This is a genomic window from Citrobacter sp. RHBSTW-00859 (assembly GCF_013729795.1).
In the GTDB taxonomy this organism is placed as follows: Bacteria; Pseudomonadota; Gammaproteobacteria; order Enterobacterales; family Enterobacteriaceae; genus Citrobacter; species Citrobacter braakii.
Genome location: NZ_CP056284.1, coordinates 5,026,445 through 5,045,127, shown reverse-complemented (window position 1 = coordinate 5,045,127; position 18,683 = coordinate 5,026,445). Strand labels below are relative to the sequence as shown.

General features: G+C 53.0%; 18 protein-coding genes. 15 read left to right on the top strand and 3 right to left on the bottom strand.

The features are described 5' to 3' along the window. The first annotated feature begins 53 nt into the window (after positions 1 to 53). The 7 genes from ubiE to tatD all read left to right on the top strand — a co-directional run bounded on the left by ubiE (position 54) and on the right by tatD (position 5,568). A complete protein-coding gene (ubiE, locus tag HV302_RS25380) occupies positions 54 to 809 on the top strand; it encodes a bifunctional demethylmenaquinone methyltransferase/2-methoxy-6-polyprenyl-1,4-benzoquinol methylase UbiE (RefSeq protein WP_003017897.1) in 756 nt (251 codons plus the stop codon). A gap of 13 nt (positions 810 to 822) precedes the next feature. Beyond that, positions 823 to 1,428: a ubiquinone biosynthesis protein UbiJ gene (gene ubiJ / locus HV302_RS25375; protein ID WP_016155139.1), complete on the top strand. Its 606-nt coding sequence runs from the start codon at positions 823 to 825 to the stop codon at positions 1,426 to 1,428. Then, positions 1,425 to 3,065 carry a ubiquinone biosynthesis regulatory protein kinase UbiB gene (ubiB, locus tag HV302_RS25370; protein ID WP_016155140.1) on the top strand — a complete coding sequence of 547 codons (1,641 nt, stop codon included), beginning with the start codon at positions 1,425 to 1,427 and terminating at the stop codon, positions 3,063 to 3,065. The genes ubiJ and ubiB overlap by 4 nt, the downstream gene beginning before the upstream one ends. A gap of 78 nt (positions 3,066 to 3,143) precedes the next feature. Then, positions 3,144 to 3,398 carry a Sec-independent protein translocase subunit TatA gene (tatA, locus tag HV302_RS25365; RefSeq protein ID WP_003017888.1) on the top strand — a complete coding sequence of 85 codons (255 nt, stop codon included), beginning with the start codon at positions 3,144 to 3,146 and terminating at the stop codon, positions 3,396 to 3,398. Between the two features lie 3 nt (positions 3,399 to 3,401). Then, the gene (gene tatB, locus HV302_RS25360) at positions 3,402 to 3,950 is read left to right on the top strand and encodes a Sec-independent protein translocase protein TatB (RefSeq protein WP_016155141.1); all 549 of its coding nucleotides are present in this window, start codon (positions 3,402 to 3,404) and stop codon (positions 3,948 to 3,950) included. Positions 3,951 to 3,952: 2 nt separating this feature from the next. Continuing rightward, positions 3,953 to 4,744, top strand: a complete 792-nt coding sequence (gene tatC, locus HV302_RS25355) for a Sec-independent protein translocase subunit TatC (protein ID WP_016155142.1) — start codon at positions 3,953 to 3,955, stop codon at positions 4,742 to 4,744. Positions 4,745 to 4,785: 41 nt separating this feature from the next. Next, on the top strand, positions 4,786 to 5,568 hold the full coding sequence (gene tatD / locus HV302_RS25350) for a 3'-5' ssDNA/RNA exonuclease TatD (RefSeq protein WP_181626740.1): 783 nt from the start codon (positions 4,786 to 4,788) through the stop codon (positions 5,566 to 5,568). 5 nt (positions 5,569 to 5,573) lie between these two features. Here tatD and rfaH read toward each other — a convergent pair whose 3' ends face one another. Beyond that, on the bottom strand, positions 5,574 to 6,062 hold the full coding sequence (rfaH, locus tag HV302_RS25345; protein WP_016155144.1) for a transcription/translation regulatory transformer protein RfaH: 489 nt from the start codon (positions 6,060 to 6,062) through the stop codon (positions 5,574 to 5,576). A 204-nt stretch (positions 6,063 to 6,266) separates the two neighbouring features. On the opposite strand from rfaH, the gene ubiD reads away from it, so the two are divergent. The 4 genes from ubiD (at position 6,267) to HV302_RS25325 (ending at position 10,638) form a co-directional block, all read left to right on the top strand. After that, positions 6,267 to 7,760: a 4-hydroxy-3-polyprenylbenzoate decarboxylase gene (gene ubiD / locus HV302_RS25340; protein ID WP_016155145.1), complete on the top strand. Its 1,494-nt coding sequence runs from the start codon at positions 6,267 to 6,269 to the stop codon at positions 7,758 to 7,760. 40 nt (positions 7,761 to 7,800) lie between these two features. Next, positions 7,801 to 8,502: an NAD(P)H-flavin reductase gene (gene fre / locus HV302_RS25335; RefSeq protein WP_181626739.1), complete on the top strand. Its 702-nt coding sequence runs from the start codon at positions 7,801 to 7,803 to the stop codon at positions 8,500 to 8,502. A 233-nt stretch (positions 8,503 to 8,735) separates the two neighbouring features. Beyond that, positions 8,736 to 9,650, top strand: coding sequence for an ROK family protein (locus HV302_RS25330; protein WP_181626738.1), 915 nt, complete (start codon positions 8,736 to 8,738; stop codon positions 9,648 to 9,650). 7 nt (positions 9,651 to 9,657) lie between these two features. Next, positions 9,658 to 10,638, top strand: a complete 981-nt coding sequence (locus HV302_RS25325; protein ID WP_016155147.1) for a LacI family DNA-binding transcriptional regulator — start codon at positions 9,658 to 9,660, stop codon at positions 10,636 to 10,638. 213 nt (positions 10,639 to 10,851) lie between these two features. Here the strand turns inward: HV302_RS25325 and fadA are convergent, their stop codons facing one another. Further along, positions 10,852 to 12,015: an acetyl-CoA C-acyltransferase FadA gene (gene fadA, locus HV302_RS25320; protein ID WP_016155148.1), complete on the bottom strand. Its 1,164-nt coding sequence runs from the start codon at positions 12,013 to 12,015 to the stop codon at positions 10,852 to 10,854. Between the two features lie 9 nt (positions 12,016 to 12,024). Then, positions 12,025 to 14,214 carry a fatty acid oxidation complex subunit alpha FadB gene (gene fadB / locus HV302_RS25315; protein WP_046274896.1) on the bottom strand — a complete coding sequence of 730 codons (2,190 nt, stop codon included), beginning with the start codon at positions 14,212 to 14,214 and terminating at the stop codon, positions 12,025 to 12,027. Positions 14,215 to 14,403: 189 nt separating this feature from the next. Here fadB and pepQ point away from each other — a divergent pair, with 189 nt between their 5' ends. Genes pepQ through hemG form a run of 4 tightly spaced genes read left to right on the top strand, consistent with a single transcriptional unit; the run spans position 14,404 to position 18,396 of the window. After that, positions 14,404 to 15,735: a Xaa-Pro dipeptidase gene (gene pepQ, locus HV302_RS25310; protein ID WP_016155150.1), complete on the top strand. Its 1,332-nt coding sequence runs from the start codon at positions 14,404 to 14,406 to the stop codon at positions 15,733 to 15,735. Further along, positions 15,735 to 16,349: an IMPACT family protein gene (locus HV302_RS25305; protein ID WP_047499555.1), complete on the top strand. Its 615-nt coding sequence runs from the start codon at positions 15,735 to 15,737 to the stop codon at positions 16,347 to 16,349. The genes pepQ and HV302_RS25305 overlap by 1 nt, the downstream gene beginning before the upstream one ends. A 38-nt stretch (positions 16,350 to 16,387) precedes the next feature. After that, entirely contained in the window at positions 16,388 to 17,839 is a 1,452-nt protein-coding gene (gene trkH / locus HV302_RS25300) for a Trk system potassium transporter TrkH (protein WP_003017848.1), read from the top strand. Positions 17,840 to 17,850: 11 nt separating this feature from the next. Beyond that, on the top strand, positions 17,851 to 18,396 hold the full coding sequence (gene hemG, locus HV302_RS25295) for a menaquinone-dependent protoporphyrinogen IX dehydrogenase (RefSeq protein ID WP_016155152.1): 546 nt from the start codon (positions 17,851 to 17,853) through the stop codon (positions 18,394 to 18,396). The last annotated feature ends 287 nt before the right edge of the window (positions 18,397 to 18,683 follow it).

The following is an 18,683-nucleotide window of genomic DNA, read 5'->3' as shown; positions in this document are numbered from 1 at the left end:
TTGGTCCAATCTGTTACACTTCTTGAACATTTTTTGGATGAGCAGGCACTGAGATGGTGGATAATTCACAAGAAACGACGCACTTTGGCTTTCAGACCGTCGCTAAAGAGCAGAAAGCTGACATGGTGGCCCACGTTTTTCATTCTGTGGCGTCTAAATATGACGTTATGAATGACTTAATGTCATTTGGCATTCATCGTTTGTGGAAGCGCTTCACCATTGACTGCAGTGGCGTGCGTCGCGGGCAAACCGTTCTCGATTTAGCGGGCGGTACGGGCGATCTAACGGCGAAATTCTCTCGCATGGTAGGCGAAACTGGCAAAGTTGTGCTGGCGGATATCAACGACTCAATGCTCAAAATGGGTCGCGAAAAGCTGCGTAATATCGGCGTCGTGGGTAACGTTGAGTACGTTCAGGCGAATGCGGAAGCATTACCTTTCCCAGACAACACGTTTGACTGCATCACCATCTCTTTCGGTCTGCGCAACGTAACGGATAAAGACAAAGCATTACGATCTATGTATCGCGTGTTGAAGCCGGGCGGACGTCTACTGGTGCTGGAGTTCTCCAAGCCGATTATCGAACCGCTGAGCAAAGCCTACGACGCATACTCTTTCCACGTTTTGCCGCGCATTGGTTCTATGGTGGCAAGCGATGCAGACAGTTATCGCTATTTGGCGGAGTCCATCCGCATGCATCCCGATCAGGACACCTTAAAAGCAATGATGCAAGATGCCGGGTTCGAAAGCGTTGATTACTACAACCTGACGGCAGGTGTCGTTGCGCTGCATCGTGGTTACAAGTTCTGACAGGAGATTGGGGATGCCTTTAAAACCCTTAGTGACCGCCGGCGTTGAAAATTTGCTTAACACCTTTCTGTATCGTTCTCCTGCGCTCAAGTCAGCCAGAACGCGTTTACAGGGCAAAGTGCTGCGTGTTGAGCTCAAAGGATTTTCAACACCGTTAGTGCTGGTGTTTAGTGAGCGCCAGGTCGATGTGCTGGGGGCATGGGAAGGCGAAGCCGATTGCACCGTAATCACACATGCCAGCGTGTTACCGAAATTACGCGACCGGCAGCAACTCACCACGCTTATCCGCAGTGGTGAGCTGGAGGTTCAGGGCGATATCCAGGTGGTACAGAACTTTGTCGCGTTGGCCGATCTGGCGGAGTTTGATCCCGCAGAACTGTTAGCCCCCTATACCGGCGATATCGTCGCGGAAGGGGTCAGCAAAGTTTTGCGTGGTGGAGCGAAGTTCCTGTGCCACAACATTCAACGCCAGCAGCGCTATGTTGCCGAAGCGATCACCGAAGAGTGGCGTATGGCTCCAGGTCCGCTTGAGGTTGCATGGTTTGCAGAAGAAACGGCAGCCGTTGAGCGTGCGGTCGAATCTCTGGCCAAACGGCTGGAAAAACTGGAGGCCAAATGACGCCAGGTGAAGTACGGCGCCTTTATTTCATCATTCGCACTTTTTTAAGCTACGGTCTTGATGAACTCATCCCCAAAATGCGTATCACGCTGCCACTCCGGCTGTGGCGTTACACGCTGTTCTGGATGCCCAACCGACATAAAGACAAACCGCTGGGAGAACGGCTGAGACTGGCTTTACAGGAGCTCGGCCCGGTGTGGATTAAGTTCGGGCAAATGCTCTCTACCCGCCGCGATCTTTTCCCGCCACACATCGCCGATCAGCTAGCGTTATTGCAGGATCGGGTAGCCCCATTCGATGGGCAAAGAGCGAAAGAACAAATCGAAGAGGCGATGGGGGGGCTGCCCGTCGAGGAATGGTTTGATGATTTTGAGATCACACCGCTGGCATCCGCGTCTATTGCTCAGGTTCACACCGCGCGACTGAAATCGAATGGGAAAGAGGTGGTGATCAAAGTTATCCGCCCGGACATACTGCCGGTAATTAAAGCGGATTTGAAACTGATCTACCGCCTTGCTCGCTGGGTACCTCGCCTGATGCCAGACGGCCGCCGCCTGCGACCAACAGAAGTGGTCCGTGAATATGAAAAAACGTTGATTGATGAGCTGAATCTGCTGCGCGAGTCGGCGAACGCGATTCAGCTGCGACGTAATTTTGAAGACAGCCCAATGCTGTACATCCCGGAAGTGTACTCTGACTATTGCAGTCAGAACATGATGGTGATGGAGCGCATTTACGGTATTCCCGTTTCAGATGTCACCTCGCTTGAGAAGAACGGCACCAATATGAAGCTGCTGGCTGAACGCGGTGTTCAGGTCTTCTTTACTCAGGTATTCCGCGACAGCTTTTTCCATGCGGATATGCACCCTGGGAACATTTTCGTGAGTTATGAGCATCCCGAAAACCCGAAATACATTGGTATTGATTGTGGGATTGTGGGTTCTTTAAACAAAGAAGATAAGCGTTATCTGGCTGAAAACTTCATCGCGTTTTTTAACCGCGACTACCGCAAAGTTGCTGAACTGCATGTGGATTCTGGCTGGGTTCCGCCGGATACCAACGTAGAAGAGTTTGAATTTGCCATTCGTACCGTGTGCGAGCCGATTTTCGAAAAACCGCTGGCGGAGATTTCCTTTGGTCATGTGCTGTTAAATCTGTTCAACACAGCGCGCCGATTCAATATGGAAGTTCAGCCTCAACTGGTATTGCTACAGAAGACGCTGCTGTACGTTGAAGGTGTCGGACGTCAGCTCTACCCGCAGTTAGATTTGTGGAAAACGGCCAAGCCTTTCCTCGAATCCTGGATCAAAGATCAGGTCGGTATTCCGGCGCTTGTTAGGGCATTTAAAGAAAAAGCACCGTTCTGGGTCGAAAAAATGCCAGAAATACCTGAACTGGTGTATGACAGTTTGCGCCAGGGCAAATATTTACAGCACAGTGTTGATAAGATTGCCCGCGAGCTTCACGCGAATCATGTACGTCAGGGACAATCCCGTTATTTATTGGGCATTGGTGCAACATTGTTGCTCAGTGGAACATTCCTGCTGGTAAGCCGTCCTGAGTGGGGGCTTATGCCGGGCTGGTTAATGGCCGGCGGCGTCTTAGCCTGGTTGATCGGCTGGCGCAAAATGCGCTGAATTTTTCATCGCCCTAGGCAGGTCGTGTAACGTATACTACGGCCTTATTAATTCATCATCTATGACAGAGGAACATGTATGGGTGGTATCAGTATTTGGCAGTTGTTGATCATTGCCGTCATCGTTGTACTGCTATTTGGCACCAAGAAACTCGGCTCCATCGGTTCCGATCTTGGCGCGTCGATTAAAGGCTTCAAAAAAGCAATGGGTGATGATGAGCCAAAGCAAGATAAAACCAGCCAGGACGCTGATTTTACTGCTAAATCCATTACCGATAAGCAGGGCGAAGTGAAAAAAGAAGACGCCAAAAGCCAAGATAAAGAGCAGGTATAATCCGTGTTTGATATCGGTTTTAGCGAACTGTTATTGGTGTTCGTGATCGGCCTCATCGTCCTGGGGCCGCAACGTTTACCTGTAGCGGTAAAAACGGTTGCTGGTTGGGTTCGTGCTTTGCGTTCCCTGGCAACTACTGTTCAGAATGAACTGACCCAGGAGCTTAAGCTTCAGGAGTTTCAGGACAGCCTGAAGAAAGTAGAGAAAGCGAGCCTGACAAATCTGACCCCGGAGTTGAAAGCCTCAATGGATGAGCTGCGTGAAGCGGCAGAGTCGATGAAGCGTTCTTACAGTGTGCACGATCCTGAGAAAGAGAGCGATGAAGCGCACACTATCCATAATCCGGTGGTGAAAGAAGCTGAAGCGCAGCGAGAAGGGGTCACCCCTGCTGCCGCTGAAAACCAGGCCAGTTCGCCGGAGCAAAAACCGGAATCCACGGGTGCTAAAACGCCAGAGCCAACGGAAAACACTTCCGCTACGTTAATGGATGCAGAAAAGAAAGCTGTCGCACCTGTTGCCGAATCCTCCCCCTCGTCGAGTGATAAACCGTAAACATGGCTGTAGAAGATACCCAACCGCTCATCACGCATCTTATTGAGCTGCGTAAGCGACTCCTGAACTGCATCATTGCGGTAATCGTGATCTTTCTGGCGTTGGTTTACTTTGCCAACGACATTTACCATATGGTCGCGGCGCCGTTGATTAAACAGATGCCGCAGGGTGCAACGATGATCGCCACCGATGTGGCTTCGCCGTTCTTTACCCCAATCAAGTTGACCTTCATGGTATCGCTGATCCTGTCAGCGCCAGTGATCCTCTACCAGGTGTGGGCATTTATTGCGCCGGCGTTGTATAAACATGAACGCCGTCTGGTTGTTCCGCTGCTGGTCTCCAGTTCGTTGTTGTTCTACATCGGCATGGCATTCGCCTATTTTGTTGTCTTCCCGTTAGCGTTTGGTTTTCTGGCCAACACGGCTCCGCAAGGCGTGCAGGTATCAACGGACATTGCCAGCTATCTCAGCTTTGTAATGGCGCTATTTATGGCTTTCGGTGTCTCTTTTGAGGTGCCTGTCGCCATCGTGCTGCTATGCTGGATGGGCATTACGACGCCAGATGATTTACGCAAAAAGCGTCCTTATGTTGTGGTGGGTGCCTTTGTCGTCGGGATGCTACTGACTCCGCCAGATGTCTTCTCGCAAACGTTGTTGGCGATACCGATGTACTGCCTGTTCGAGGTGGGTGTTTTCTTCTCTCGTTTCTATGTCGGTAAGCGACGTACGCGGGATGAGGACAACGAGGCTGAAGAAGCAAAAGAAGCCGAAGCCACCGAGAAAACTGAAGAATAAATTCAACCGCCCGTCAGGGCGGTTGTCATATGGGAGGAAGCATGTTTGATATTGGCGTTAATTTAACCAGTTCACAATTTGCGAAAGACCGGGATGAGGTCGTGGCGCGCGCCTTTGCTGCGGGCGTAAACGGTATGCTTCTGACCGGAACAAACCTTCACGAAAGCCAGCAGGCGTTAAAGCTGGCGCAGCATTATCCGCATTGCTGGTCCACGGCTGGCGTGCATCCGCATGACAGCAGCCAATGGCAATCCTCTACGGAAGACGAGATCATCGCGCTGGCAAACCAATCGAAGGTAGTCGCTATTGGTGAGTGCGGCCTGGATTTCAATCGCAATTTCTCCACGCCGCAGGAGCAGGAACGTGCTTTTGAAGCGCAACTGCGCATTGCTGCTGAACTGCAGATGCCGATTTTCATGCATTGTCGGGATGCGCATGAGCGTTTTCTGACGTTGCTGGAGCCGTGGCTCGACAGCCTCCCAGGCGCGGTGCTGCACTGTTTCACCGGTTCGCGCCAGGAGATGCAGGACTGTGTGGACCGAGGGCTTTATATCGGTATCACCGGGTGGGTCTGTGATGAACGCCGGGGGATGGAACTGCGGGAGCTGCTGCCGTTTATTCCGGTGGAAAGACTGCTGATAGAAACCGATGCACCTTATCTACTCCCTCGCGACTTAACGCCTAAACCGACGTCACGTCGCAATGAACCGGCGCACCTGCCGCATATTCTTGAGCGAATTGCTCACTGGCGTGGGGAAGATTCTCAATGGCTGTCAGCAACCATTGATGCCAACGTCAGAACGCTGTTCGAAGTGACCTTCTAAACGGCTTATATCTTTCGAAAACCGGTATTTTTCACGCTCTGCTTAATCTCTTTATTCAAGAGGTTAAGCAGCAGCATGGAACGCGCTTCGCCATCCGGTTCGGTGAAGATCGCTTTCAGTCCCTCAAACGCCCCTTCAGTAATAATCACGCTGTCCCCAGGCTGAGGGGTTTGCGGGTCAACAATACCTTCAGGCTTGTAGATAGAAAGCTGGTGAATTACGGGGGATGGGACAGTCGCAGGCGTCGCTCCAAAACGAACGAAATGGCTGACACCACGCGTGGCGTTGATCGTGGTGGTGTGGATCACTTCCGGGTCGAACTCGACAAACATGTAATTAGGGAATAGTGGTTCACAGACTGTGGTACGTTTACCGCGCACCATTTTTTCCAGGGTGATCATAGGCGTCAGGCAGTTCACCGCCTGTCTTTCCAGGTGTTCCTGGGCTCGCTGAAGTTGCCCACGTTTGCAGTACAGTAAATACCAGGATTGCATAATAACTCTTATTCGCTTGTTCTGAGCGCTAGCATAGCAAAAGCCATGAGTTAAGTTAATTATACCCGCCTCAAAGCAGGCTGAAACCCAACGGGTATATACTCCTAGGGCTTATATGTATCGCCAGAGTTCACGCTAATTTAACAAAAATACAGCATCACAATGATGAACGCCGTATAATGAAGCGCTTACGAAGAGGCCACAATGGACGCCATGAAATATCACGATTTACGCGACTTCCTGACGCTGCTTGAACAGCAGGGCGAGCTCAAACGCATTTCGCTTGAGGTGGATCCCCACCTGGAAATTACTGAAATTGCCGATCGCACCCTGCGTGCTGGTGGGCCTGCGTTACTGTTTGAGAATCCTAAAGGCTATTCAATGCCGGTGCTGTGTAACCTGTTTGGCACACCGAAGCGTGTTGCGATGGGGATGGGGCAGGAAGATGTCTCGGCACTACGGGAAGTCGGTAAACTGTTGGCGTTTTTGAAAGAGCCGGAGCCACCGAAAGGATTCCGCGATCTGTTTGATAAGCTGCCGCAGTTTAAGCAGGTGCTGAACATGCCGACTAAGCGGTTGCGCGGTGCGCCTTGTCAGCAAAAAATCTACTCCGGTGATGACGTCGATTTAAACCGTATTCCGATTATGACCTGTTGGCCGGAAGATGCCGCACCGCTGATTACCTGGGGGCTAACCGTAACGCGTGGTCCGCATAAAGAGCGGCAGAATCTGGGCATTTATCGCCAGCAGCTGATTGGCAAAAACAAGCTTATTATGCGCTGGCTGTCCCACCGCGGCGGCGCGCTCGATTACCAGGAGTGGTGTGCGGCGCATCCTGGCGAACGCTTCCCGGTTTCGGTGGCGTTGGGGGCAGATCCTGCGACCATTCTGGGGGCCGTGACGCCCGTCCCTGATACATTATCCGAGTACGCATTTGCCGGGCTGTTACGTGGCACCAAGACCGAAGTGGTCAAATGTATTTCCAACGATCTGGAAGTGCCCGCCAGTGCTGAAATCGTGCTGGAAGGGTATATCGAACCGGGTGAGCTGGCCCCGGAAGGACCGTATGGCGATCATACCGGCTACTACAACGAAGTAGATAGCTTTCCGGTCTTTACCGTCACGCACATTACCCAGCGTGAAGAGGCGATTTATCACTCTACTTATACCGGACGTCCGCCTGATGAGCCCGCGGTGCTTGGTGTGGCGCTGAACGAAGTTTTCGTTCCTATTCTGCAAAAGCAGTTCCCGGAAATCGTCGATTTTTACCTGCCTCCGGAAGGCTGTTCATATCGTCTGGCCGTGGTGACGATGAAAAAACAGTACGCTGGTCATGCCAAACGCGTCATGATGGGTGTTTGGTCGTTTTTGCGCCAGTTTATGTACACCAAATTTGTTATTGTCTGCGATGATGATGTCAATGCACGCGACTGGAATGATGTGATTTGGGCAATTACTACCCGTATGGACCCGGCTCGGGATACGGTACTGGTAGAGAATACGCCAATTGATTACCTGGACTTTGCCTCGCCGGTTTCCGGCCTGGGTTCAAAAATGGGGCTGGATGCCACAAATAAATGGCCGGGCGAAACCCAACGCGAATGGGGACGCCCGATTAAAAAAGATCCTGAAGTAACTGCGCGTATTGACGCAATTTGGGATGAACTGGCCATCTTTAATGACGGCAAAAGCGCCTGAGGCGCGATCATTTTGCCTATTGATCCGACAGAGAGAGCGCATGGCAACCTTAAGCTGTAAAGTGACCTCGGTAGAAGCTATCACTGATACCGTATATCGCGTTCGTTTAGTGCCAGACGCGGCGTTTTCCTTTCGTGCTGGCCAGTATTTAATGGTCGTGATGGACGAAAGGGATAAGCGTCCGTTCTCCATGGCATCCACGCCGGACGAGCAAGGATTCATTGAGCTGCACGTTGGCGCCTCTGAGCTAAATCTTTATGCCATGGCTGTGATGGACCGCATTCTGAAAGACCGGGAAATCAAGGTCGACATTCCGCATGGCGAAGCCTGGCTGCGTGATGAAGACGAGCGCCCGCTGATCCTGATTGCCGGTGGTACAGGGTTCTCTTACGTGCGTTCCATTCTGCTTACTGCACTGGCGCGTAATCCAAACCGCGATATCACCATTTACTGGGGTGGGCGCGAAGAGAAGCATCTCTACGATCTCTCCGAACTGGAAGCGTTGTCTGTTAATCACCCGAATCTGCGCGTTGAGCCAGTGGTGGAACAGCCAGAAGACGGCTGGCGTGGTCGTACGGGAACCGTGTTAACGGCGGTATTGCAGGATTACGGTACCCTGGCTGAGCACGATATCTACATTGCCGGTCGTTTTGAAATGGCCAAAATCGCGCGCGATCTGTTCTGTAATGAACGCAGTGCGCGTGAAGATCGCCTGTTTGGCGACGCTTTCGCGTTCATTTAAGCGCTGTGCGCCGGAGCCCTTCCGGCGCATCCATCAATCATCTGTCTTCCAACTGGCAGGGCGCAGGCCCGGCGTCATTGCCTCTCTTTCTCATCATAATTATTTTTTAGTAAACATAATATGTCCGTCACTCAAACATAAATTGAGTTTTTGTGACAGCTCTCCATGTGTTTAGTAAACAAAATAGGCAAGCTAAACCGCATCACATTGTGAGATGCAAATGAGGAAAAACCATGAGGCTCGGACTGGATATCGGCGGGACTAAAATCGAAGCGGTGGTGATTGATAACGCGGGTGAAATTGTTTACCGCGAACGATGTGCGACACCAAAGCAGCGTTACGGTGATTTTTTCCAGGCCGTGACGGAGATGATAGCCAGGGCTATGCAGGCCATTAATCAGCCTTTATCGGTTGGCGTCGGGGTGCCAGGTGCGGTGGATAGCGAAGGTTTGATTAAGAATTCCAACATTCTGGTGCTGAATCAGCAGGCCTTTGCGCAAGATCTCGAGCGTGCATTAGGAATGCCAGTGCCCGTTACCAATGATGCCAACTGCTTTACCCTGTCAGAAGCGATGGACGGTAGTGGGCGTGGGCATAGCGTGGTATTTGGCGTGATCCTCTGTACCGGATGCGGCGGTGGTCTATGCATCGAGAACCGGTTGATCTCCGGCCCTAACGCCTGTGCCGGAGAGTGGGGGCATAATGCCTTGCCGCGCTACCACGGATCTCGGGACGGGGCTGAAGTGACATGCTATTGCGGACAGTTGAACTGTATTGAGAGCTTTATTTCCGGTAGTGGCCTGGAGCGCCAGTATATGAATCACACCGCGCAACATATGGGGGTGCCACAAATTATGCAACGGGTAGCATCGGGTGATGCAGACGCCTGTTTGTTGTGGGAACGCTATTGCGATCAACTGGCTCGCGCGTTGGCGAGTGTGGTGAATATGCTCGATCCCGATGTTATCGTGCTGGGGGGCGGGGTATCCAATATCGATTTACTGTACTCAGGCTTACAGGCGCGAGTGGCGCAGTACGTGTTTGGTAAACAGTGCCGCACACCGATCGTTCAGGCCCGCCACGGCGACAGCAGCGGCGTACGCGGCGCAGCCTGGCTGGGGGCACAACAAGCCATAGTAAATCCATGAGAGTGAAATGACGAAACCTGTACGTATCAGAGACATTGCCGATGCTTGTGGCGTCTCGGTTGGCGCTGTTTCCCGCGCGCTAAAAGGGCAACCGGGGCTGCGTGAAGAGACCCGACAGCGCATTATTTCAGTGGCGCAGCAGCAGGGTTATGATTTTTCACGCCTGCGCGCAGACAAAATCAAACGTGTCCTGTTTTTACTGCATCGCCAGCACAATATCAGCCGAGCTTTACCGTTTTACTCTCAACTGCTGCTGGGGATAGAAGATCTGTGTCGCGAAAAGGGGGTTGCGCTGAGCTTTCTCTCTATAGGTCCAGGCGATGCAGTGAGTGAGCAGGTAATGCTGCACCAGCCTGATGCGCTAATCTGCGCGGGATTTTTTGAACCTGAGTTGCTTGGGCTGCTACAACAGATGAAATTGCCGCTGGTGCTGGTGGATCTCTGGGCGCCTGGACTGCCTTGCGTGAATCCTGACAATACCCTGGGCGGCTATCTGGCCACGCAACATCTGATTGCGCAAGGCCGCAGCCGCATTGCTTTTCTTGCCAGTACGCTCGCACACTACAGCATCCGTCAGCGTGAAAAGGGCTACCGTCAGGCATTGTATGAAGCCCGTTTGCTAATGCCGCCAGAGTACGATGTCGTTGCGCCGCCGCTGCTGGATACCGAGCAATCTCTGGTGGATGCGGTTAATGAGCTACTCAGACTGCCAGAGCCGCCCGATGCCATTTTTGCCTATAACGACGCGGCAGCGATGGTTGTTCAGCAGGTGTGTGCGCAGCAGGGTATACGTATCCCGGAAGATCTTGCGCTGGTGGGGTTTGATGATATCGATGCTGCGGCCTGGTCACATCCGCCGCTGACTACCATTGCGGTTGATAAAAAACAGCTGGGGCGTGAAGCGCTGCGTTTACTGCTGGAAGAAAATCAGGAAGAGAATCTGCTGCTGCCGGTGCAGTTAGTGGTGCGTGGTAGTTCAGGGAAATAAAAAACCCGCCCCTGACAGGCGGGAAGAACGGCAACTAAACTTTCTCTCTTCGCCATTGGCACCATAACTGTGTTGGCTTCGCTCATTCACCCGAATCACTTACTATACGTAAGCTCATCGGGATTCATTCGCTTGCCGCCTTGTTCTGGCACCAATGGCTTTGAGATAACATTTCGTAGGCCGGGCAAGCGAAGCGCCCCCGGCATGCTTTGATTAAACTCGCTCAAATACCGTTGCGATACCCTGACCTAACCCGATACACATCGTCGCCAGACCAAACTGCACGTCTTTGCGTTCCATCAGGTTGAGTAGGGTGGTGCTGATACGCGCCCCAGAACAGCCCAGCGGGTGACCCAAGGCGATCGCCCCGCCGTTGAGGTTGATCTTCTCATCGATCTGCTCCATTAGCCCCAGATCTTTAATACACGGCAGGATCTGAGCGGCAAAGGCTTCGTTCATCTCAAACAAGCCGATGTCGCTGGTGGAGAGTCCCGCTTTTTTCAGCGCCAGCTTTGAGGCCGGAACCGGGCCGTAACCCATGATTGACGGATCGCAGCCGACAACAGCCATCGAACGAATACGGGCACGCGGCGTCAGACCCAGTTGACGGGCGCGGCTTTCGCTCATTACCAGCATCGCCGCTGCGCCGTCGGAGAGCGCAGAAGAGGTACCGGCAGTCACCGTTCCGTTCACCGGATCGAACGCCGGGCGCAGGGTGGAGAGCGCTTCAACGGTCGTTTCCGGACGGATAACCTCATCGTAGTTAAACTGCTTCAGCACGCCGTCGGCATCATGACCGCCGGTCGGGATGATTTCGTTTTTAAAAGCGCCAGACTGTGTTGCAGCCCAGGCGCGAGCGTGTGAACGTGCGGCGAAAGCGTCCTGCATTTCACGGCTGATGCCGTGCATGCGGGAGAGCATTTCCGCGGTCAGGCCCATCATCCCGGCGGCTTTCGCCACGTTGCGGCTCATACCCGGGTGGAAATCAACGCCGTGGCTCATTGGCACATGGCCCATATGCTCAACGCCGCCAATCAGGCACGCCTGAGCATCACCAGTCATGATCATGCGTGCCGCATCGTGCAGCGCCTGCATGGACGAACCGCACAGGCGATTGACCGTGACGGCCGGAACGGAGTGCGGAACTTCCGCTAGCAGCGCGGCATTACGGGCGATATTGAAACCCTGCTCCAGCGTTTGTTGCACACAGCCCCAGTAAATGTCATCAAGCGCGGTTGGCTCCAGCGCCGGATTACGCGCCAGCAGGCTACGCATTAAATGTGCAGAGAGATCTTCTGCCCGCACGTTCCGAAACGCGCCCCCTTTCGAACGGCCCATCGGGGTACGGATCGCATCAACAATTACAACCTGTTCCATTGTGACTCCTTAAGCCGTTTTCAGGCTGCCAACCGGGCGGGCTGGCTCAACCTGGGGATAATACGGTTCGTTATGGCGCGCTTTATCACGCAGACCGGCCGGAACTTCATACAGCGGACCAAGGTGCTGATACTGCTGAGCCATATCGAGATACTTCGCGCTGCCGAGCGTATCCAGCCAGCGGAACGCACCGCCATGGAACGGAGGGAAGCCCAGACCGTATACCAGCGCCATATCGGCTTCTGCCGGGCTGGCGATAATGCCTTCTTCCAGGCAACGCACTACTTCGTTGACCATAGGGATCATCATGCGGGCGATAATCTCTTCATCGCTGAAGTCGCGTTTCGGCTGGCTGACCTCTGCCAGCAGATCGTCAACGGTGGCATCTTCTTCTTTCTTCGGCTTGCCCTTGTTGTCTTCTTTATAACGCCAGAATCCGAGACCGTTTTTCTGCCCGAAACGGTTAGCATCAAACAGGGCGTCTATCGCATCGCGATAATCTTTCTGCATACGCTGAGGGAAGCCTGCGGACATCACCGCCTGCGCGTGGTGCGCGGTATCAATACCTACCACGTCCAGCAGATAAGCCGGGCCCATCGGCCAACCAAACTGTTTTTCCATCACTTTGTCGACTTTGCGGAAATCCGCCCCGTCGCGCAGCAGCTGACTGAAACCGGCAAAATAGGGAAACAGCACGCGGTTAACGAAGAAACCAGGGCAGTCATTAACCACAATCGGCGTTTTGCCCATCTGGCTTGCCCAGGCGACAACCTTAGCGATGGTTTCATCCGAGCTTTTCTCGCCGCGAATGATCTCAACCAGCGGCATACGGTGCACCGGGTTAAAGAAGTGCATCCCACAGAAGTTTTCCGGACGCTTAAGCGCGCTGGCCAGTTCGTTGATTGGGATGGTGGAAGTATTCGAAGCCAGTACGGTGTCCGGGCGAACCTGATCTTCGGTTTCCGCCAGTACCGCTTTTTTCACTTTTGGGTTTTCTACGACCGCTTCAACTACCACGTCCACGCGTTCGAAACCGCTATAGTCGAGGGTGGGGTGAATGGTGGAAATAACGCCCGCCATTTTCAGACCGTCAATTTTGCCGCGCTCCAGCTGTTTGTTCAGTAGCTTGGCCGCTTCGGTCATGCCCAGCGTTAATGATTTGTCGTTGATATCTTTCATGACAACCGGCACGCCTTTCCAGGCCGACTGGTAAGCGATGCCGCCGCCCATAATGCCTGCGCCCAGCACTGCCGCTTGCTTTGGCGCTTCAACATTTTTGGTGAGCTTTTTGGCTTTGGCTTTCACGAACTGATCGTTAAGGAAAATTCCAACCAGTGCGCGGGCTTCATTGGTGTGCGCCAGTGGAACAAAGCTTTTATTTTCCAGATTCAGCGCTTCTTCACGACCAAAACGGGCCGCTGCTTCAATGGTTTTTACCGCGGTAATCGGTGCGGGATAATGCTTACCTGCCGTCTGCGCCACCATACCTTTGGCGATGGTAAAGCTCATAGCCGCTTCAATTTTACTGAGTTTCAACGGCTCCAGCTTCGGCTGACGTTTGGCTTTCCAGTCGAGGTCGCCGTTAATCGCCTGACGTAATACCGCGATCGCGCCATCAAGCAGTTTGTCTTGCTTCACTACGCCATCGACCAGACCGATTTTTAGCGCCTGCTCAGCACCCACATCTTTACCCGCAGCAATAATTTCCAGCGCGCTGTCCGCACCCAGCATACGTGGCATACGCACGGAGCCGCCAAAGCCTGGCATAATGCCCAGCTTGGTTTCCGGCAGGCCGATGCGCAGGTCCGGCGTAGCCAGACGATAATCGGTCGCCAGGACACACTCACAGCCGCCGCCCAGCGCATAGCCGTTAACCGCTGAGAGAGTCGGAACAGGCAGATCTTCCAGGCGATTAAACACGCTGTTGGCAAAATGCAGCCACTGGCTCAGTTGCTCTTCAGGCACGAGGAACAGTGAAAGGAATTCGGTGATGTCGGCACCAACAATAAAGGCTGCTTTGTTAGAACGCAGCAGCAGCCCTTTTAAATTCGGTTGTTTTTCCAGCACGTCAAGCGCATGGCCCAGGCTGGCAACGGTGGCCGTGTCGAGTTTATTGACTGAGCCTGGGGCATCGAACACCAGTTCGGCGATGCCATCTTCCAGCCAGTCGAGGTACAGGGTGTCGCCTTTGTAAAGCATGTCAGTCTCCTGAATCCGCAAGGTGATCTGGTCATACCAGATGAATCGAAGTGTGTGTTTTATGTTAATAAAATGCAAATGAATGATTAAAGAAATGACGATTTGATCACGCTCGGCAGAAATCACGCACTCACAAAACGATGTGCTAAGATGCGGACACTTGAGGTCAAAAAAACAGAAGGATAGAAAATGGAATCACTGGCCGCACTCTATAAAAATCATATCGTTACCCTACAAGAACGGACGCGCGACGCGCTGGAGCGCTTCAAGCTGGATGCGTTACTTATTCACTCAGGAGAACTTGTTAACGTCTTTCTCGACGATCATCCCTACCCGTTTAAGGTCAATCCGCAATTCAAAGCCTGGGTGCCTGTAACGCAGGTTCCTAACTGCTGGTTGCTGGTGGATGGCGTGAATAAGCCGAAATTGTGGTTCTACCTGCCGGTCGATTACTGGCACAACGTTGAGCCGCTGCCGACCTCCTTCTGGACGGAAGAAATTGAGATCATCGCGCTGCCAAAAGCTGATGGTATCGGTAGCCAACTGCCTGCTGCTCGCGGCAATATCGGTTACATCGGTCCGGTTCCGGAACGCGCGCTGCAACTGGATATCGCGGCCAGCAATATCAACCCGAAAGGGGTTATTGACTACCTGCATTATTATCGTGCTTACAAAACAGATTACGAACTGGCCTGTATGCGCGAAGCACAGAAAATGGCGGTGAATGGACACCGTGCCGCGGAAGAAGCGTTCCGTTCCGGGATGAGCGAGTTTGACATCAACCTCGCTTACCTGACTGCTACCGGTCATCGCGACACCGACGTGCCGTACAGCAACATCGTGGCGCTTAACGAGCATGCTTCGGTTCTGCATTACACCAGGCTGGATCATCAGGCTCCGTCTGAAATCCGCAGTTTCCTGCTGGACGCCGGTGCGGAATACAACGGCTATGCAGCAGACCTGACGCGTACGTGGTCGGCGAAAAGCGACAACGACTATGCGCATCTGGTGAAGGATGTGAATGACGAGCAACTGGCGCTGATTGCCACTATGAAAGCGGGCACCAGCTACGTGGATTATCACATTCAGTTCCATCAGCGCATCGCGAAGCTGCTGCGTAAGCATCAAATCATCACCGATATGAGTGAAGAGGCGATGGTGGAAAACGATCTTACCGGGCCGTTTATGCCGCATGGCATTGGTCACCCGCTGGGCCTGCAGGTACACGATGTCGCTGGCTTTATGCAGGATGACAGCGGTACGCATCTGGCCGCGCCGTCGAAGTATCCTTACCTGCGTTGCACCCGCGTGCTGCAACCGGGCATGGTCCTGACCATCGAACCGGGCATCTACTTCATTGAATCGCTGTTGGCGCCGTGGCGTGAAGGGCAGTTCAGCAAACACTTCAACTGGCAGAAAATTGAAGCCCTGAAACCGTTCGGCGGTATTCGTATTGAAGATAACGTGGTGGTCCACGAGAACAATATCGAAAACATGACACGGGATTTAAAACTGGCGTAATGGACAGTTGGTTAATCCCTGCGGCGCCGGTAAGCGTCGTTGAAGAGATCAAAAAAAGCCGCTTCATTACGCTGCTCGCCCATACGGACGGCGTAGAAGCGGCGAAAGCGTTTGTTGAGTCAGTCAAAATGGAACACCCGGACGCCCGCCACCATTGTGTGGCGTGGGTGGCGGGCGCGCCCAATGACTCGCAGCAGCTGGGATTTTCAGACGATGGCGAACCGGCAGGTACGGCAGGCAAACCGATGCTCGCGCAGCTGATGGGGAGTGGCATCGGTGAGATTACCGCGGTGGTGGTGCGCTACTACGGCGGTATCCTTCTGGGTACGGGTGGGCTAGTGAAAGCCTACGGTGGCGGCGTGAATCAGGCGTTGCGTCAGTTAACGACGCAGCGCAAGACGCCATTAACCGAATATACTTTGCAGTGTGAGTACGGTCAGCTGGCAGGCATTGAAGCTTTGCTGGGGCAGTTTGACGGTAAAGTTGTTGCCAGTGATTACCAGGCTTTTGTTCGGCTCAGGGTGGCGCTTCCTTATGCCAAAGTGGATGAATTTTCGGCAAAACTGGCGGATTTTAGTCGTGGTTCATTGCAATTGTTAGCGATTGAAGAATAATCCCCACCTCATTTTAAAGAACTAAGGAAGCGGCAGAGATGCATTTTCGCGCCATCACCCGAATCGTTGGACTACTGGTCATCTTATTCTCGGGGACAATGATTATCCCCGGACTGGTAGCGCTCATCTACCGCGATGGGGCAGGGCGTGCGTTTACTCAAACTTTCTTCGTTGCTCTGGCGATCGGCTCCATGCTGTGGTGGCCAAACCGTAAAGAGAAGGGCGAGCTGAAATCGCGCGAAGGGTTTCTGATTGTCGTTTTGTTCTGGACCGTGCTGGGTAGCGTGGGTGCGCTACCGTTCATCTTTGCGGAAAGCCCTAACCTCACGATAACCGACGCTTTTTTTGAATCCTTCTCCGGATTAACCACCACAGGGGCGACAACGCTGGTGGGGCTGGATTCATTGCCACACGCTATCCTCTTTTATCGACAGATGCTGCAATGGTTCGGCGGGATGGGGATCATCGTGCTGGCGGTGGCTATTCTGCCTATTCTTGGCGTTGGTGGGATGCAGCTCTACCGGGCAGAAATGCCGGGCCCGCTGAAAGATAACAAAATGCGTCCGCGTATTGCCGAAACGGCGAAAACGCTGTGGCTTATCTATGTATTACTGACGGTGGCGTGTGCGCTGGCGCTATGGTTTGCCGGGATGCCCGCGTTTGACGCTATTGGACACAGTTTTGCTACGATAGCCATCGGCGGCTTTTCCACACACGATGCCAGCGTGGGGTATTTCGACAGTCCCACGATTAACACCATTATTGCTATCTTCTTGCTGATCTCCGGTTGTAACTATGGTCTGCACTTCTCTTTACTCAGCGGTCGCAGCCTGAAGGTCTACTGGCGCGATCCAGAATTCCGCATGTTCATTGGGGTGCAGCTTACGCTGGTGGCTGTCTGTACGCTGGTGCTGTGGATACACAATACCTACGGTTCGGCACTCACGACCATCAACCAGGCTTTTTTTCAGGTGGTATCGATGGCGACGACCGCCGGATTTACTACGGACAGTATTGCCCGCTGGCCGCTGTTCCTGCCGGTGCTGTTGCTATGTTCTGCTTTTATTGGTGGCTGTGCCGGGTCGACGGGCGGTGGCTTGAAGGTGATTCGAATCCTGTTGCTGTTTAAGCAGGGTAACCGCGAATTGAAACGACTGGTCCACCCGAATGCGGTTTACAGTATCAAGCTGGGTAACCGTGCTTTGCCGGAGCGAATCCTTGAAGCTGTGTGGGGGTTCTTCTCTGCCTATGCGCTGGTCTTTATTATCAGTATGCTGGCGATTATTGCGACCGGTGTTGATGACTTCTCCGCGTTTGCCTCTGTTGTGGCGACGCTGAATAACCTGGGGCCAGGGCTGGGGGTTGTTGCCGACAACTTTGCCAGTATGAACCCCGTGGCGAAGTGGATCCTGATTGCCAATATGCTGTTTGGTCGTCTGGAGGTCTTTACCCTGCTGGTACTCTTTACCCCTACCTTCTGGCGTGAATAATGGAGTAACACGTGAAAACACTGATTCTTTTTTCTTCCCGGGACGGACAAACGCGTGAAATCGCCGAGTATCTGGCTTCTGAACTCAAAGAGCTGGGCGTTTGGGCGGATGTCGTTAATTTGCATCGTACCGCGGAGCCTGACTGGCAAAATTATGACAGCGTGGTGATTGGCGCCTCGATTCGCTATGGTCATTACCATGCAGCTTTTCAGGAGTTTGTGAAAAAGCATGCCACGCGGCTGAACGCGATGCCGAGTGCCTTCTACTCCGTAAACCTGGTTGCCCGTAAACCGGAGAAACGCACGCCGCAAACTAACAGCTATGCGCGTAAGTTCCTGATGAGTTCGCCGTGGCGGCCTGATCGCAGTGCGGTTATTGCTGGCGCTTTGCTGTATCCACGCTATCGCTGGTATGACCGCGTTATGATCCAACTGATAATGAAGATGTCAGGCGGTGAAACAGATACCAATAAAGAAGTGGTGTATACCGATTGGGAACAGGTCGCGGATTTTGCGCGGGAAATCGCCCAATTAACCCACAAAACGTTGTCAAAATAAGCACAAAGAATAAAAAATACGCACTCGGAAGATTATTTTAAATTTTCCCTTGTCAGCCTGAAATAACTCCCTATAATGCGCCTCCACTGACACGGAACAACGGATTACAAACCGCCGGGTCAGCGGGGTTCCACTGAGAATCTCGCAGAGAAAAGCAAAAATAAATGCTTGACTCTGAATGAGGAAAACGTAATATACGGGACCTCGCGACAGAGCGCTAAAGCGCGTCGCAACTGCTCTTTAACAATTTATCAGACAATCTGTGTGGGCACTCGAAGATACGGATT